The following is a 14,448-nucleotide window of genomic DNA, read 5'->3' as shown; positions in this document are numbered from 1 at the left end:
TCACCCCCATATCCGGTTTTGCCACCGGCGATTTATACGCGGTGGTTTATTGCCTTCAGGCAGCCGGGCGCTGACGGTCCAGGTGATGTAATCGGAGTTCAGGCTGCGCTCTACCTTTACGCCGCGGCGCCGGTATTCCGCCATGAGTTCTTCGGCTTGCTGGGTTGTGCAATCGGTATGATGAAACCAGGTATGCTTCATCCCCATCACCCCGCGAAGCTCATGAGCTGCGCAGCGGCGTTCTCCGCCTCGCCCTGGTCTCTGAACGCTTTTGACAATATCCAACGCCAGAGGACATCGAGCGCGGCCTTGTACAGCTGCTGGAACTCAATTTCGTCCATGTTGGCGAATGAAATACTGCGTGGGTGCTTCTGAAGTGTGCCATCCGGAAGTTTGATAGCGTCGTAATGCCCGGCCTGAATAGTCACCCAGGCGCGGTATGCATCGAAAGATTTACAGAGGCTGATCCCGTTTGTTACGCGGCGGCTCGCAACCTGCACAAGATAGTGCTCAGCGGCATCGAGCAGTGCGCTTTCGTTTCCGCCATAGGAAGCCAGGAATTTAGCGTAGCCGGTAACCAGCTTGCGCTCGTTGGAGGAGATTGCGCCGCCGGTAGGCTCCCAGTATTCGAAGCCCAGATTCAGCAGAGCGAAGAAGCGGCGATGAAACGCAGGATTGCGTACCTGTTTGAAGTCGGCCACCAGCACGGCGCCGAGCTTGATTTTTGATTGCAGCAAATCGCTGGTCTCCGGCGTAGCCGGGATCAGGATCCCTGAGGACTGCTTAATGAGTTGTAACTGCGCCATGGTGTTCACTCCGTGGCGCATCGCGGTCAGGTTGCTGGTTGTTCAGGCCAGCTCAAGAATTATGATTGCGTACGTAGTGACAAGTCAATTTTTAGAAGCCATTTCCCTTACAATTTCCATAATGGTTTCTTTGGACCAGTAACGATCATCCCTACTTAGTTTTCTGTGAGTTATGGAGCTATCTTTGGTGGAAATTATATAGCGCTCTTCCGCCCCCAACTTGAAGGACAGCAACTCCCTTCCCATCGGTTATGGTCACTCGCAGATCTGACTGAACTACACCCTCCACGGAATCCCCCTGAGCGACATACAGACGCGATTAGAAATTGTCGGCAGCAGCATCAAAGGGATTCGCAAATTGCGGTATTCTGAAAATGCGCGCTACCCCTGAGTACACCCTTAATAGAACCAGTCGTCTGCACTTTCCCAGGTTTCCTGAAGGATACCTTCAACCGTCTTCTTCGCTTCCTTTGCCCCACCATAAACGCTTAACCCATCCGAACCAGCACGACGAACAACCAGACTGCAATCCTCGAACTGATTCCGGAGCCGTTTTAGCAGTTCTTTTTCCAGCGCTGGCATTGCTCCATCAGGAAGTTTCTTTGTGCGATCAATGGTTAACTCAACTTTCATGGTGGCCTCCTTTGCGCATACTGTGTTTTTATACAGTAACCCGCAAACTCAGAATGATCAACCTGTTAAGAGCACAAAATGTTAAAAACATAAACTTTTAGACATAAAAAAACCTGCCGAATAAGGCAGGTTATTTGTTGCTTTTACATACGTTGCTTAATAGCACTGGAATATGGTGTTGAACTTTGACTCTGTATTATAGGTTCCGTAAAACCCAGCCATCTTTCCTATTCCCTTGCTATACATCATGCTCCCTGAATAGCCAATAATCATATTTTCTTTCGCAATATTCAGTATAGGACTATGGAAAACCTCACCGTTTCCAAAATTTTCAAACATAATATCGAAACGATTACCGTAATCAATAATCACAGTCCCTGATGGAGACTGGCTATCAAGTTTTGCTTCTTTATAATTCGTGATGCTGCATTTTTTTGTGGCAGCACCAGCCGGATTGTTGAGATTGGTAGCAACTGGAGATTCTACATATCTTGTTTGTTCTTTAATCACGCAACCTGATAACACTGGAAGCACCATGCCCAGAAGAAGGAATTTTTTCACGATTAGTCCTTTGATATATTTCTGACAAGATTATTCCTCAGCAGAGTGTCGAGAAAAAGCTGAAGCCTAATAATTAGGATTTTCCTCAGATAGGATAGCAATATTAACCACAATACGATATCGCTTGTCATCAGGCCGCCAACTCTCTTGGCACACAAAGATCAGGAAGATTCGCCCTCACCAGCGCCTCAGCGAATGGCGGAGGCACAGCATTGCCGCAACGGATTAATGAGAAAGAAAAAACCCGCCGAAGCGGGTTTGCTTTGCGTCACTAATGAAACTTCTCTTACAGCGAATCACGAGCGAAGCATTCTCGCGCACGTTGCGTTGCTAAGGCTACGGGGTTGAATGGCTCTCCGTGCCCATTTAAGTTGGTAAGCGGTGTTTTGTTGAACGGTTTTTGAGACGAAGATAGAATCAAACAAAACATTAAAAATGGAATATTAATTATGGATAAGAAAACCGCATCGCTGGGCTTTTCTGCTCTGTTTGTTGCGAGTGTCGCTTTTGCTGAAACTACAAGTAACTGGGTTGAGGTTACCACAGCTGATGATGGCGTTTTTTCAGCAAAAGCAGGGACATACAGGAATGTTAAAGGTGATTCATCTGCCTTGTTCATGTATCAAACAAAAAATAAAAAAGTAGAGTATTACAAAGTTAGTATTAAAGATGCCGACTGCGATAGTGGATATGGAGAGATAAAACTCTTCTATATGGATGGGAAGTTAGCTTTCAAAGGTGATTATGTTGCCGAAGGGAACAGCGTCGGCGCTGGTATTGGTGATTTTATGTGTGCCGTTAGAGGTGCTGCTAACTCACAAAAACGTTAAAGGAGGGGGCTATTGTTAAAACAATAGCTCATAATCCATATCAGAAAAATACTGATTCCGCCATTTCTGGATAAAACCCTTTACGCTCCGGCCATAGAGAATTACTTCTGTGCTCTGCTGGGGATTTAGCCATCATTCAACCTGCTGTTGCGGCGGCAACTCATCACTATTACTTACAGGTTGGCTACCCTGAAGATTGGCGGCGCGGCAGGCATTCCAGCCGCAACGAAAAGTGACATCAAAGTTGTCCTCTTCCATGAACCTACACTTGTACTCTTCGCGTGTCAGCTCACCAGGAACAGATACCTGCGCTGGCGGGGCGGAGTAAATACTCGTCCTCAATGCCCTCAACGGGTTTTGAGAAGCCGATAAAATTACCGTTATGCCAAGGTTAAGGGCCGTATGGCTCAACGGTCACACGACGCCAGCAAAGAATGGCAGTCCCCGCTTCGAGCGATTCCAGCGCTAACTTCATCACAGCAAGCGCCCGCATCTTCGTTTACGATGCCAGGCGTTGCATCGCGCTCTTCTTCAAGCTCCGAAATGGTCTTCAGGAGCTATTCTTTTAGGGTATTGCTCATGATGCTGCTCCTTTGCGAAGTTGGGCGGCGAACTCGCGGGCATCATCACCGCTGATATCTGCATGCATCTCTTTGGCGAACATCTCCACTGCTTGCGCCCGAACTTCAGCTAGGAAAGTATCGGTGGCCGGGGTTTCTCTACGTTGCATTACGACATTTATCGCCTGCTGTAAGCCCACATCAGGCCTCATGGAGCCGCGCGTGTTGAATGCGTCCAAAGCCAACAGCATTGTTTCGCTGTCAGTTGCCGGGACTTTTTTCAGCCCCGCATTCTCCGCAGCCAGCGCAGCGAGCTTGGCTTCTGACTCGGCAAGTTTCTTACGCAAACCAAGTTCACAGCTATGCGCACCGCTGCGCCCCCTCTCAAAAGAAAATCCGCAGTCACAATAAAAAACGTTGTCTTTCTCGGTAATCATGCCGCCGCCTTGTTGTGTGAAAAACGTTTCAGGTCAAAGTCGATTGTTGCCCGCAGGTCACGGAAGATACCGCAGCGCCCGTGGCGAACTAGACCACCCTGCTCCACCGCTACGCGGAGATATTTATCCGCTGTGGTCCGGTGAAGGCCGAACATCGCAACGACGTCATTCGTGGTGATGCGCCCCTGCTCCTTCACCAGTTCGATAATTCGGTTGATGATCAGGGCGCGTTCTCTGTCGGTTTTCTTTCTGGCCATCGGTTATTCCCTCCCTGTCAGCTGCTGCACGAGATTTCTGTGGCGACCAATAACACGAACCGCGTCACGCAGTTTGGTCAGTTGCTCCAGCTTGTTTCTGGTGCGGCGGATTTCGCGAGAAATGTCCCGCACCGCTGGTACCGCTTCGACTGCGTCGCACCCTTCGGTGAACGAGGGGATTTCACTCACGATCTGTTCGACTGGTTTTGCTTCTTCCGGCGCGGCAGGTGCCTCCGGTACCGGTTCTTGCTTAAGGGGTTCTGTAACAACCGCAAGGGACCAGGTAACGCCTTTGCCCTTCCCGTTCTTCACCACAACGCCCTGGCGCTCCAGCGCGCGAAGAACAGAGACCATTCCGCGGGCATTGCGATTGACGGCCGCAGCCAGCGAAACTGTCGTCATTGCCCCTTGCTCACGCAGCTGCTGTCGGACGACATCAGGATCAACGGGTTCCGGCTCCTCACCTTTCAGACGCGGCGCCGGATGAACAGGTGCCTTTGGCGTTGACTGCTGAGACTGACCTTTCACGGTACCGAGGAACCAGCCGCCGTCTCCAAAATCGCATAACCCCTGATCACGCTGCTCACGTAACATGGTGAGCGCATCGACCGGGTCGATATCAAGACGTGCAGCAACTTCGCGGTATGTCGCCCGGCCCATTTTTTCCAGTGCTTGAATTACGGTTTCCATGGTTTTTCCTCTGAAATTATTTAACAGGACGCAGATGCGACACGTTTTTTCGATAACTTTCCCAGTCGAAATTCACCCAGATACCGCCATCCATCTGAAGACGATCCATAACGCGAGCGCCCAGGGTGTTCACCAGTTCGCCGTGGTTCAGATTGGTCAGGATGCCGACCGGACGCATCGAGGAAAGTCGACGGTCAATAACTTGATTGATGATGACCTTCTCGCCACTGGAGCCGCGCTGAATACCGACCTCATCCAGCACCAGGAGATCAACGTTACACAGGTCGTTTAGCAGGGACGATTCGGACTGCCCGTCGTCGTAGCACTCGCGAACACGGAGCATCAGGTCGGGGATGGTCACTACCAGAACCGAGTGGCCTGCACCCAGCAGGTGATTGCCAATTGCCGCGGCAAGGTGGTTCTTACCGGTTCCTGGCGCTCCACTGAATACAAAGCTTGCGAAGCTGCCGCCGCCGAAGTTCTGCGCGTAGCTTTTTGCCATGCTGTATGCCTGGCGCTGCTCCGGCCCTTTCACCTCGTAATTGGCGAACGAGCAACTGCGATGCAGTGCCTGGATGCCGGCACGACCAAAAATCTTTTCTGAGCGGGCGCGCTGGTTCATCTTGTCGATTTCTCCGGACCGCTTACGACCTTCGGTTTCCTGCCACGCCTGCCACTCTTCAACGCTGGTGAATTTTGGCTGAACGCTGGCCGGGATAATTTTCTTCAGGCGCTCAAGTGCGCTTCCAGTACCAATCATATTTTTCATCGCTACCCCCTGACCCCTGGTGGGATGGATTTATCTGGACGAGAAATGGCATTCAGATCGCGCATACCTGATGGCGCCGTCACTTCCCAGGCTTCCTCATAGTGTTTCGAAGGGCCATAAAACGTTGCCGCCTGCTTCACGTACTCCGTATTCAGCTTCCCTGTAGCCCTCACGAACTCAGCGTAACGCCGGGTGCCGTCAAGCAACTCCTGAACTGTGGCACCTGTTTTAACCCTGGCCTTCCAGGCTTTGCAGGCGTCAGCCTTGCTGTTGCCGCCTGAACGCTTTGGATAAATCGCCCATGCCTGTTCGAAGTCGTCAGGGTAGGGATTTTTTTTCTGAGAGGTCACACCATCGGAGGAGTCATCACTACCTGGGGGTGTGGCGGAGCCATGCCCCAAAATGTTTTCTTCTTCCTGTTCCTGTTCCTGTTCCTGTTCCTGTTCCTGTTCCTGGTTAAGGAACGGTTCCAAAACCCTTTCAGAACCCTTTAGTTTTGCGCCTCCGAAATGAGCTATCGCATCATTCATAATCCGCGCCAGCTCTGGCTTGACGGACGACTTATCCGGCACCTGTGAAAATAAGCGCATGGCCGCTATACCCTGATTGGGATTCTCAACAGGGTTCCAGCTCATGAAGTTCCTGATCAGAACCCATTTCGTGGTAATATCACGCGTTGCGAAACCGTTCTTGGATAGTTCATCAAACCCTTTCGAAACCCTTTCGGAACTCCAGTTAAGGTCTTCTGAAACGTATCCATCAGGCAGACGGAAACACCCAATCATGTTCGTGTGTTGTCCCGTGAGCAGGTACAGCGCAAGCAGACGAGCATCATCAGAAACTCGCCGCATTCCATCGCTTATCCAAAAAGATGTATGCACCTTGCCGTAATCACGCATAAAAACCTCTGAATGCTTAAAGTGCTGTCGGTTCGTCAGTTTTTGCTGAGTGCTTAAAGATCACCTCGACGCACAAAAAAACGCAGTCCTGACAGATGCATCCACCAGGCCCAGCAATAAGTGAGCCATTGAACTCGGTGCTTTTAACTCCGCAGAATGAGCACATGTAAAAATCTCGTATTTCTTTTTTACTAGCTGTTTTTTCTGTCATAATCCCCTCGTAATTTCGCCTTGAATTACATCGAAGGTCGGTTCCGTTGGCGCGGCCCGGCCTTCACCTCTTTCAGAACAGCCCCTGCTGCTTACCGCGCTTGATGCGCTTCGACTCAAACCGGTCTGCCGGCACAGTCTGTTTTTCAGCCCATAACTTCGCGTGACGCAAAACATCATCGAAAATCCTCCCCTTACGACTTGCCTGAGACATTCGCTTGTACATATCGACGGCCTGGAATGCCCCCCCCCTGCGCGACAGCTGCGGTGAAGCCCTGCCGGATAAGTTCTTCGCGAACGTGCTTTTCAATAAATTCGACATGATTCACTGCACACCTCACATGACGCCCGGGCCCATGACTGCGAGACCACTCAGAACCTGAACAACAGCCTCGCCAGGCAGAAGCGCCAGCAGGTGTTCAATGCCCTCCCTCACCTCTTTCACCAGCTGGTGCTGCGGCGCCCTCAGAATCACCGCGCGTTTCGCTTCCCCGATCTCCTTCTCCATCGCTGCATAACGCGTCATAAAGCAGTCCTGAGGTACCAGGCGGCCACGGAACTCAAGCGGTAGAACGGCGATGATCGCGGGCGACAGCTGGCTGATGTTTTTGCGCGCATACTCCGTATCACCATCGAGCCAGCGGAAGAGTTTCTGACGCTTACGGCTCAGGTCTTCGGGAAATTCCAGCCCGGCGCCGCCCTGTCGTTCCCACTCCTCAACGATGATCCCGGCAACGACATCCTGGTTATCCAGTGACGCGGCCCAGGCACGAACGGCATCGCGGATCTGTTCGTGCTTATCTGCCGCGCCTGGCTGATTGCGATTTATCATCGCAACCGGAGTTAATCCGGTATTTTGTTGATATGAAATGGCGTGCATGTTCAGGACTCCTGTTTTGGCAGCCCGTCTGTGGGATTTGGATATGCTTCGGGATCAATTTCATGAGGGGTAACCACCCAGCCCAGGAGCTGGCATAACGGGATGATGCGTTTCTGTGGAATTCCATTTTTATAAATCCACTTCCCGACAGCCTGACCGCTGATACCAAAATGCTTACCAATAGAGGCCCGGGAAGCTGCGTTACTAATTTTTTGCTGAGTTTCTTTGTTCATGTGCTCTCCTTTTGTAGATGGATCGAAGCATACATGACGAAAGTTTATGTTTCAACAAACGAAAGATATTGTTTTAGTGCTGAGCGAAACCTTAGGTTGTAAAATGTGCGTATGAATGAGATTAACTACCCAGTGTTTGCCAAGCGAATTCAACAGGTCATGACAGAAAACGGCTGGAACAAATCCGATCTTGCCAAGAAAGTCATGCTCTCTCACACGGCTGTGCAAAATTGGGCCAAAGGGAAAAACGTTGCGAGTGGTGAAAGACTAAAACGGTTAGCCGCTGCCACGGGTAAACCCGAGCACTGGTTCTTTCTCCCCATAGAAGAAATTGACTCCTCCGAACGCTCTCAGAGGGAGCTGGACGAAACTGAATTAGTGATGCTTTCTCTCTTCAATCAGCTTCCCGAAGCTGAGAAGCTACGTCTTATCCTTCATACGAAAGGCGTCTTGAATGATTTAGAGCTGCTCAAGAACGACGTCTACGACCTGATAAACAACAACCACAAATAAATCTTTCATCACGATAAATCGAATGGCACCTGAACGGTGCCTTTTTTTTGCCTCGATACGAAATTTATACTTTCACATCACTTTACAAGCGAAACTTAATGTTGCATCATTGAATTCATCGACAACAAGCGCACCGTTGTCAGGTTAAGAAATGTTCCGCCAGCCTGGCGACAAGGGCAAACAAGAGGGAATCATCATGGTTCATCAGCACTATGGCACCCAGACGGTCAACCGCGGCGCAGTTATGCCAGGCATGCTCGTCAAACACAAAGATTCAACCTGGACCGCGTCTGCTAATGCACGAGGCCGTCTGTATCTTCACCGTGGCGTCGAACGCACCTACACCAAAGATTTGCTGGTTGAGGTCTATTTAAACGGCGTTGGAAATGGCCTTAGCCATTAACGGAGGGCGTTATGCAGGAAAAGAAATGCGCGTACTGCCGCAAGCCGATCGAGCAAGGGAAGGAAGTTAAAAACAAACTGCTCTTCATCCACGGCTCGCAGTTGAAACGCGAACAACGTGATTACTGTTCTGTGCGTTGCGCTTCGTTCGACCAGATGGCTCACGAAGCATAACGTAAAAACCCGCCGAAGCGGGCCTATACGTCCGGTGACACCGACCAAAGTTACACCGGAATTTATACCAAACCAAAAACACCCCCAATGGGCGCTATTTCTGGCCCGGGGATCTTACATCCAAAAATGAGGATCTGACATGGAATTTTTCCATCTGCTCAAAGCCAGTCAGAAATCTGGCAAGAAAGATGCGGTTATTTGGTTCACTGCGAAAAGTGCAGCCCGCGCCAATCTCCAACTCGATGTTGCACTGGAAGAAGCAGGCATTGAAGAAACTGGCCGCGGTAAAGACTACGCCAAACCGATCCGCACCGATTTCCCCGTATATAACGACCTTCCGGAAGAAGGCACTGTGGATTACACCTGGTGCGAGCGCTACGCACTCCAGGACGATGGACGCACCTGGCTGCCAAAGGCTGTTGCTGAGTCGACTAGCCCTGTGGACAACACTTCCGCTCCGGAAACGACCGTTAAAGTCGAAACTATCGACGAGAGTGTTACGCTTGAAAACCGTACTCCAGCAGTCCGTTTTGCCTTCCACCTGACCTGCGACAAATATCAGACGCATATCAGTAAAGAGCAGCAGCTGGCTGCCAGCGAAATGTCGCTGGATGAAGGCAACACCTATCTCCAGAATCTGCTCCTGGCGAAGAATGACACCCCTGAAGTTGCCGAACTCAGCCTGAGCGCTGAATGGAAACTGGTCCAGGCGATTAAGCAGGTATTCGCGCCAGATGAAGAGCACGAAGTAAAGCTACTTGCTGCTTTCATGGCCGACTGGTTGAGAGTTGATGCCGGTGACCGTAATGAGGTAGTGAGAGAGTGGAAGAACGGAAAGCTTACTCTGCTCAAATCAGAAAGAACCAGCGACGCCGGGGTTGAAACTGATCAGCATATCGCTATTGATGACGGTATCCAGATCGGCGAGCACGACGATGAAAACACCCGTTATCCAGTGTGCAGAATGCCCTTCCGCAAACAACTTCTTTCACAGTTCACCACCGACGAAATGCGCCACCACGTAACCCGCGAGGAGTACGAAGCTATCAGCACGCTCGAGATGGACACTGACAACAGCTACGTTCAGAACCTGCTGCTGGCGGCAGAAAACTGCGAAGAGGTTAAGGGTTACGATACCAAAGACCTTTGGCGCTATACCGACGCCATTCGCAAGGTGTTCAGCCAGGAGAAGCGTCACGAACTCGCTTTGGTTCTTCGTTTCACCAAAATATGGACTGAAACTGATTACATTGACCGTGGCATCCTGGCGCGCGAATGGGCTGCCGGAAACCGCATCAGCAGCGTGCAGCGTACTGATTCCGGCACTAACGCTGATGGCGGCCATGTTACTGACCGCGGCGAAGGCGCACACCATACGCTGGACTCTCTCGATCTCGAGATCGCCTGCGCCCTGCTGCCGATGGACTTCAACCCACACGAAATACCAGGCAGCGTTCTGCGCCGCGCGAAGGAAATTGTCGCTAAAAAAGAGGAGCCGTGGAAATCATGGAGCAGCATTCTGCGCAACCAGCCCGGCGTTCTGGCGGTTAACCGGACGGCAATTTTTAACCTGGTGCGTATCGCTCCTGAGAACATCCACAAGACGCCTGCTGCTCACTTGGAATTTGTTAATCGAACGATGACAACAAATTTCAATTCGACAACAGAGTTAATGCCGCTGCCTTCTGCCGCTCCAGGTATTTCACGTGAAAACGTGGGCAAGCAGCTGGCAGCCGAACGTGGTGAGTTTGTCGAGGGTATTAGCGACCCAACAGATCCGAAATGGGAAATGACCCAGCGTGTGGCCACCACTACTCACGAAGAGAATTTACAACGGATTCGTGAAGAAGGTGCGCGCCGCCGCGCCGAGGAAGCGAAAGGACAACCGAAAATCACAAGTATGGGCAACGGCATATTTTCCATTGATGCCCTGCTCAACCAAAACGCCTCAAATGAAGCCGAAAAAACGGAAAACGCAGCGGAGACCACCAGCGATGTGCAGATGGAAACGACTCAGCCAGAGAAAGTCGAAAATACTGATCCGGTACAACCAGGCGAAGGCGCTGATGCAGTTGATACGCAAGCAGTTACCGTAGCTCCGGTAGAGATACTGGCCGCTGCCGCGCCAAGCCTGGCGAATCAGGAACAGGCCGGTGATCACCAAAAAACAGATTCTGCCATCAAGGAAGAGCCAGAACCTGCTCAAAGCGAACCAGAATCGGCACAACACGAACCAGAAGTGCATCAGGAAGAACCATCTGTTGAATATCCTGCTTATTTCGAGCCAGGCCGCTATGAAGGTCTTCCGAACGAGGTTTACCACGCCGCCAACGGCATCAGCTCAACCCAGGTAAAAGACGCCCGCGTCAGCCTGATGTACTTCAATGCGCGCCACGTTGAAAAAACCATCGTCAAAGAGCGCTCCGCTGTTCTGGACATGGGCAACTTAGTGCATGCGCTGGCGTTGCAGCCTGAACAACTGGATGCGGAGTTCAGCATTGAACCGGTTATCCCGGAAGGCGCATTCACCACCACGCCGACACTGCGCGCCTTTATCGATGAGTACAACGCCAGCCTGCCGGCGCTGCTGTCTGCCGACGACATCAAGGTGTTACTGGAAGAGTACAACGCTACCCTGCCCGCTCAGGTGCCGCTGGGCGCTAGCCTGGAAGAAACAGCGCAGAACTATATGACGCTGCCAGCTAACTTCCAGCGTATCGATGCAGACCAGAAGCAGACGGCAACGGCAATGAAAGCCTGCATCAAAGAGTACAACGCCACCCTGCCGACGCCGGTTAAAACTAGCGGCAGCCGTGACGCGCTGCTCGAGCAGTTAGCGATCATCAACCCTGACATGGTGGCGCAGGAAGCACAGAAGCCACAACCGCTGAAAGTCTCTGGCACGAAGGCAGATCTGATTCAGGCCGTGAAGACAGTCAAACCAGATGCCGTGTTTGCCGACGAGCTGCTGGATGCCTGGCGCGATAACCCGGAGGGGAAAGTGCTGGTCACTCGCCAGCAGCTGGGCACCGCACTGAATATTCAAAAAGCGCTTCTGGCACACCCGACCGCTGGCATGCTGCTGACCCACCCGAGCCGCGCCGTCGAGGTGAGTTACTTCGGCTTTGATGAGGAGACGGGCCTGGAAGTTCGTGTGCGCCCTGACCTTGAGATCGACCTGGACGGCGTGCGTATTGGTGCTGACCTGAAAACCATCAGCATGTGGAACGTTAAGCAGGAAAGCCTGCGCGCCAGGCTACACCGGGAAATCATTGAACGTGATTATCACCTGAGCGCGGCTATGTACTGCGAAACCGCGGCGCTGGACCAGTTCTTCTGGATTTTCGTCAACAAAGACGAGAACTACCACTGGATCGCCATCATCGAGGCATCCGCAGACCTTCTGGAACTGGGCATGCTCGAGTACCGAAAAGCAATGCGCGCTATAGCAACCGGCTTCGACACAGGGGAATGGCCAGCGCCAATCATCGACGATTACATCGACGAACTGAACGACTTCGACCTGCGCCGCCTTGAAGCGCTGCGTACTCAGGCATAAGGGGAATGATGATGGAAAACATGAATATCGTAACTGCTGAGCAGCAGGCTCCAAACACTATCTCTGCCAGCAACTCAATTTTCAACGTTCAGGCACTGGGTCAGTTGCAGGCTTTCGCCGGGCTGATGGCCCAGTCTGTCGTTACAGTACCGGCACACTTGGCAGGAAAGCCTGCGGATTGCATGGCGATTGTTATGCAAGCCATGCAGTGGGGCATGAACCCTTACGCGGTGGCGCAAAAAACTCACCTGGTCAACGGCCAGTTGGGTTACGAAGCGCAGCTTGTTAACGCCGTAATTACCAGTTCCAGTGCCATTCATGGCCGTTTTCATTATCGTTACGGCGGCGACTGGGAACGTTGCACCAAAACCAAAGAAGTGACCCGTGAAAAAATGGGTAAGAACGGTAAGTACACTGTTGCCGAACGCGTTCGCGACTGGACTGATGAAGACGAAGAAGGTCTCTATGTTCAAGTCGGAGCAATTCTTCGTGGTGAAAGTGAAATCACCTGGGATAAACCTCTTTACCTGTCGCAGGTAGTTACTCGAAATTCGCCGCTGTGGGTTTCAAAGCCCGACCAGCAAATAGCCTATCTCGGCGTGAAATATTGGGCGCGCTTGTACTGCCCGCACGTGATCCTAGGCGTTTACACGCCTGATGAGATTGAGCAGCCCACCGAAAGGGAAATTAACCCGGCACCGGTTCAGAAAATGAGCCTGGCTGATATCAAAGGTGAAAATGTAGTAAACACGCAGGATCCTCAGGAGCCATCTGTAAATATCGACACCCTGGCCCAGGATTTCCGCGACCGCATTGAGGCCGCTCAGGATGTGGATAGCGCCAAAGCAGTCCGTGCCGACATCGAAACGGCTAAAGCGACGCTTGGATCCGCACTGTTCACCGAGCTGAAAAACAAAGCCGTTAAGCGGTACTACCTGGTCGATGCACGTAACAAGGTTGAGGCGGCTATCAACTCCCTACCTTCTCCGGAAGAACCGGACGCGACAGAGCGGTTCGCGGAAGCCGAGCGTGTGCTCGCATCTTCAAAGCGTCACTTGGGCGACGAGTTGCACGATCAGTTCAGCATCACCCTGGCGGATATGAAACCGGAATACGTGGACTAAGGGAGGCGGGAGGGTCCGCCCTCCCAGTAACAACATGACGAAAATTATCGAACGCGGGATGATTTTTAACAGCGAGATGGTGCGCGCCATCCTCGACGGCAGGAAGACGCAGACACGGCGCCCGGTAAAGTTTCCGATATTGGATAGAAATCTTGGGTGCGAGCTGGCTGGCAATGAACTGGCAGGGGAGCTGTCGGCAGGGAACTATCTGAACAGCGCATTTGGCAAGCCAGGCGACCGCATCTGGGTGCGCGAGACGTGGGCGCGCTACAACATCGACCAGAACAGCCACGACATAGCGTACCGCGCCACAACTCCAGCAGACTGGCCAGAAGAAGGCCGCTGGCGTCCAAGCATCCACATGCCGCGCTGGGCGAGCCGCATCACGTTGGAGATTACCGGGGTGCGGATTGAGCGCTTGAATGGCATCAGTGAAGCGGATGCAGAAGCGGAAGGCATCGACATGGATGCACTTGCTGACTCACAGGACTGTTACGACTGCATTGCAGGCCACAACATGACCGGAAGACCAACGGCAACAGGCGCATTTAAGTACCTGTGGGAATCCATCTACGGTTCTGACAGCTGGCGCGCTAACCCATGGGTCTGGGTGATCGAGTTTAAGCGTATCGAAGGAGATGGCCATGCGACTGATTAACCGAGGTAACCAGCAATCCCCGTTAGCGCGTCAGGCATGCGAAATCGCGCTGGCTGCCCACCAGCAAAGATACGGCGACTATGGGCGCAGCAAGATGAAAGAGACCTACACGGTGAGAGTTGAAGGCGTGAAGGTCTGGGTTGAGGTGGTGAACCGCAAGACGAGCTATGTGGCCACGGCAATGACAGGTATGCGCCGCCTGCGTGCCCTTCCCGGCCAGGTGTCCTGATAAAGAATTATCAAACGGCCCCGG

At 52.1% G+C, this 14,448-nt stretch carries 21 protein-coding genes and 1 pseudogene; 8 read left to right on the top strand and 14 right to left on the bottom strand.

Translation table 11 applies throughout. The annotated features are described in order from the left end of the window. The 4 genes from BH712_RS25180 to BH712_RS15945 form a co-directional block, all read right to left on the bottom strand. The gene (locus BH712_RS25180) at positions 1-207 is read right to left on the bottom strand and encodes a hypothetical protein (protein WP_023314674.1); all 207 of its coding nucleotides are present in this window, start codon (positions 205-207) and stop codon (positions 1-3) included. Next, entirely contained in the window at positions 207-806 is a 600-nt protein-coding gene (locus tag BH712_RS15960) for a DUF1367 family protein (protein ID WP_023314675.1), read from the bottom strand. The genes BH712_RS25180 and BH712_RS15960 overlap by 1 nt, the downstream gene beginning before the upstream one ends. 399 nt (positions 807-1,205) lie before the next feature. Further along, entirely contained in the window at positions 1,206-1,439 is a 234-nt protein-coding gene (locus BH712_RS15950) for a DinI family protein (protein ID WP_006811588.1), read from the bottom strand. Positions 1,440-1,595: 156 nt separating this feature from the next. Beyond that, entirely contained in the window at positions 1,596-2,000 is a 405-nt protein-coding gene (locus BH712_RS15945; protein WP_006811589.1) for a hypothetical protein, read from the bottom strand. A gap of 449 nt (positions 2,001-2,449) precedes the next feature. Between BH712_RS15945 and BH712_RS15940 the strand changes: the two genes are divergently transcribed. After that, positions 2,450-2,830, top strand: coding sequence for a hypothetical protein (locus tag BH712_RS15940; protein WP_006811590.1), 381 nt, complete (start codon positions 2,450-2,452; stop codon positions 2,828-2,830). Between the two features lie 132 nt (positions 2,831-2,962). Here BH712_RS15940 and BH712_RS25260 read toward each other — a convergent pair whose 3' ends face one another. The 10 genes from BH712_RS25260 to BH712_RS15900 all read right to left on the bottom strand — a co-directional run bounded on the left by BH712_RS25260 (position 2,963) and on the right by BH712_RS15900 (position 7,765). Beyond that, positions 2,963-3,088: a hypothetical protein gene (locus BH712_RS25260; protein WP_006811591.1), complete on the bottom strand. Its 126-nt coding sequence runs from the start codon at positions 3,086-3,088 to the stop codon at positions 2,963-2,965. A gap of 319 nt (positions 3,089-3,407) precedes the next feature. Further along, positions 3,408-3,827 carry a hypothetical protein gene (locus tag BH712_RS15935; RefSeq protein WP_006811593.1) on the bottom strand — a complete coding sequence of 140 codons (420 nt, stop codon included), beginning with the start codon at positions 3,825-3,827 and terminating at the stop codon, positions 3,408-3,410. Then, entirely contained in the window at positions 3,824-4,084 is a 261-nt protein-coding gene (locus tag BH712_RS15930) for a DUF977 family protein (protein ID WP_006811594.1), read from the bottom strand. Before BH712_RS15930 ends, BH712_RS15935 begins: the two co-directional genes overlap by 4 nt. A gap of 3 nt (positions 4,085-4,087) precedes the next feature. Beyond that, positions 4,088-4,774 carry a DUF1627 domain-containing protein gene (locus BH712_RS15925; protein WP_006811595.1) on the bottom strand — a complete coding sequence of 229 codons (687 nt, stop codon included), beginning with the start codon at positions 4,772-4,774 and terminating at the stop codon, positions 4,088-4,090. A gap of 16 nt (positions 4,775-4,790) precedes the next feature. Beyond that, positions 4,791-5,543, bottom strand: a complete 753-nt coding sequence (locus BH712_RS15920; RefSeq protein WP_006811596.1) for an ATP-binding protein — start codon at positions 5,541-5,543, stop codon at positions 4,791-4,793. Between the two features lie 2 nt (positions 5,544-5,545). Next, positions 5,546-6,442 (bottom strand): hypothetical protein, encoded by an 897-nt coding sequence (locus BH712_RS15915; RefSeq protein WP_006811597.1) that lies wholly within the window; start codon positions 6,440-6,442, stop codon positions 5,546-5,548. Positions 6,443-6,458: 16 nt separating this feature from the next. Next, positions 6,459-6,608 (bottom strand): ClpX C4-type zinc finger protein, encoded by a 150-nt coding sequence (locus BH712_RS15910; protein ID WP_223832652.1) that lies wholly within the window; start codon positions 6,606-6,608, stop codon positions 6,459-6,461. Positions 6,609-6,725: 117 nt separating this feature from the next. After that, entirely contained in the window at positions 6,726-6,974 is a 249-nt protein-coding gene (locus BH712_RS24920) for a hypothetical protein (protein ID WP_006811598.1), read from the bottom strand. 15 nt (positions 6,975-6,989) lie between these two features. Next, positions 6,990-7,532, bottom strand: a complete 543-nt coding sequence (locus BH712_RS15905; protein WP_006811599.1) for a toxin YdaT domain-containing protein — start codon at positions 7,530-7,532, stop codon at positions 6,990-6,992. A 2-nt stretch (positions 7,533-7,534) separates the two neighbouring features. Next, on the bottom strand, positions 7,535-7,765 hold the full coding sequence (locus BH712_RS15900) for a helix-turn-helix domain-containing protein (protein ID WP_006811600.1): 231 nt from the start codon (positions 7,763-7,765) through the stop codon (positions 7,535-7,537). 111 nt (positions 7,766-7,876) lie between these two features. Between BH712_RS15900 and BH712_RS15895 the strand changes: the two genes are divergently transcribed. The 7 genes and pseudogenes from BH712_RS15895 to BH712_RS15865 all read left to right on the top strand — a co-directional run bounded on the left by BH712_RS15895 (position 7,877) and on the right by BH712_RS15865 (position 14,424). After that, positions 7,877-8,278: a helix-turn-helix domain-containing protein gene (locus tag BH712_RS15895; RefSeq protein ID WP_006811601.1), complete on the top strand. Its 402-nt coding sequence runs from the start codon at positions 7,877-7,879 to the stop codon at positions 8,276-8,278. 196 nt (positions 8,279-8,474) lie between these two features. Further along, positions 8,475-8,681 carry a phage encoded cell division inhibitor protein gene (locus BH712_RS15890; RefSeq protein ID WP_032674134.1) on the top strand — a complete coding sequence of 69 codons (207 nt, stop codon included), beginning with the start codon at positions 8,475-8,477 and terminating at the stop codon, positions 8,679-8,681. A gap of 11 nt (positions 8,682-8,692) precedes the next feature. Further along, positions 8,693-8,854 carry a YdaE family protein gene (locus tag BH712_RS24915; RefSeq protein WP_006811603.1) on the top strand — a complete coding sequence of 54 codons (162 nt, stop codon included), beginning with the start codon at positions 8,693-8,695 and terminating at the stop codon, positions 8,852-8,854. A gap of 139 nt (positions 8,855-8,993) precedes the next feature. Next, on the top strand, positions 8,994-12,413 hold the full coding sequence (locus tag BH712_RS15880; protein ID WP_006811604.1) for a RecE family exodeoxyribonuclease: 3,420 nt from the start codon (positions 8,994-8,996) through the stop codon (positions 12,411-12,413). Next, positions 12,388-13,537, top strand: a pseudogene (locus BH712_RS15875) (RecT family recombinase). Before BH712_RS15880 ends, BH712_RS15875 begins: the two are co-directional and overlap by 26 nt. A 34-nt stretch (positions 13,538-13,571) precedes the next feature. After that, on the top strand, positions 13,572-14,195 hold the full coding sequence (locus BH712_RS15870; protein ID WP_006811606.1) for an ASCH domain-containing protein: 624 nt from the start codon (positions 13,572-13,574) through the stop codon (positions 14,193-14,195). Further along, complete coding sequence (locus tag BH712_RS15865) at positions 14,182-14,424, top strand: DUF4060 family protein (protein ID WP_032674007.1); 243 nt, start codon at positions 14,182-14,184, stop codon at positions 14,422-14,424. The genes BH712_RS15870 and BH712_RS15865 overlap by 14 nt, the downstream gene beginning before the upstream one ends. The last annotated feature ends 24 nt before the right edge of the window (positions 14,425-14,448 follow it).

Source organism: Enterobacter hormaechei ATCC 49162, assembly GCF_001875655.1.
Lineage (GTDB): Bacteria > Pseudomonadota > Gammaproteobacteria > Enterobacterales > Enterobacteriaceae > Enterobacter > Enterobacter hormaechei.
This window is presented reverse-complemented; position numbering and strand designations above follow the sequence as displayed.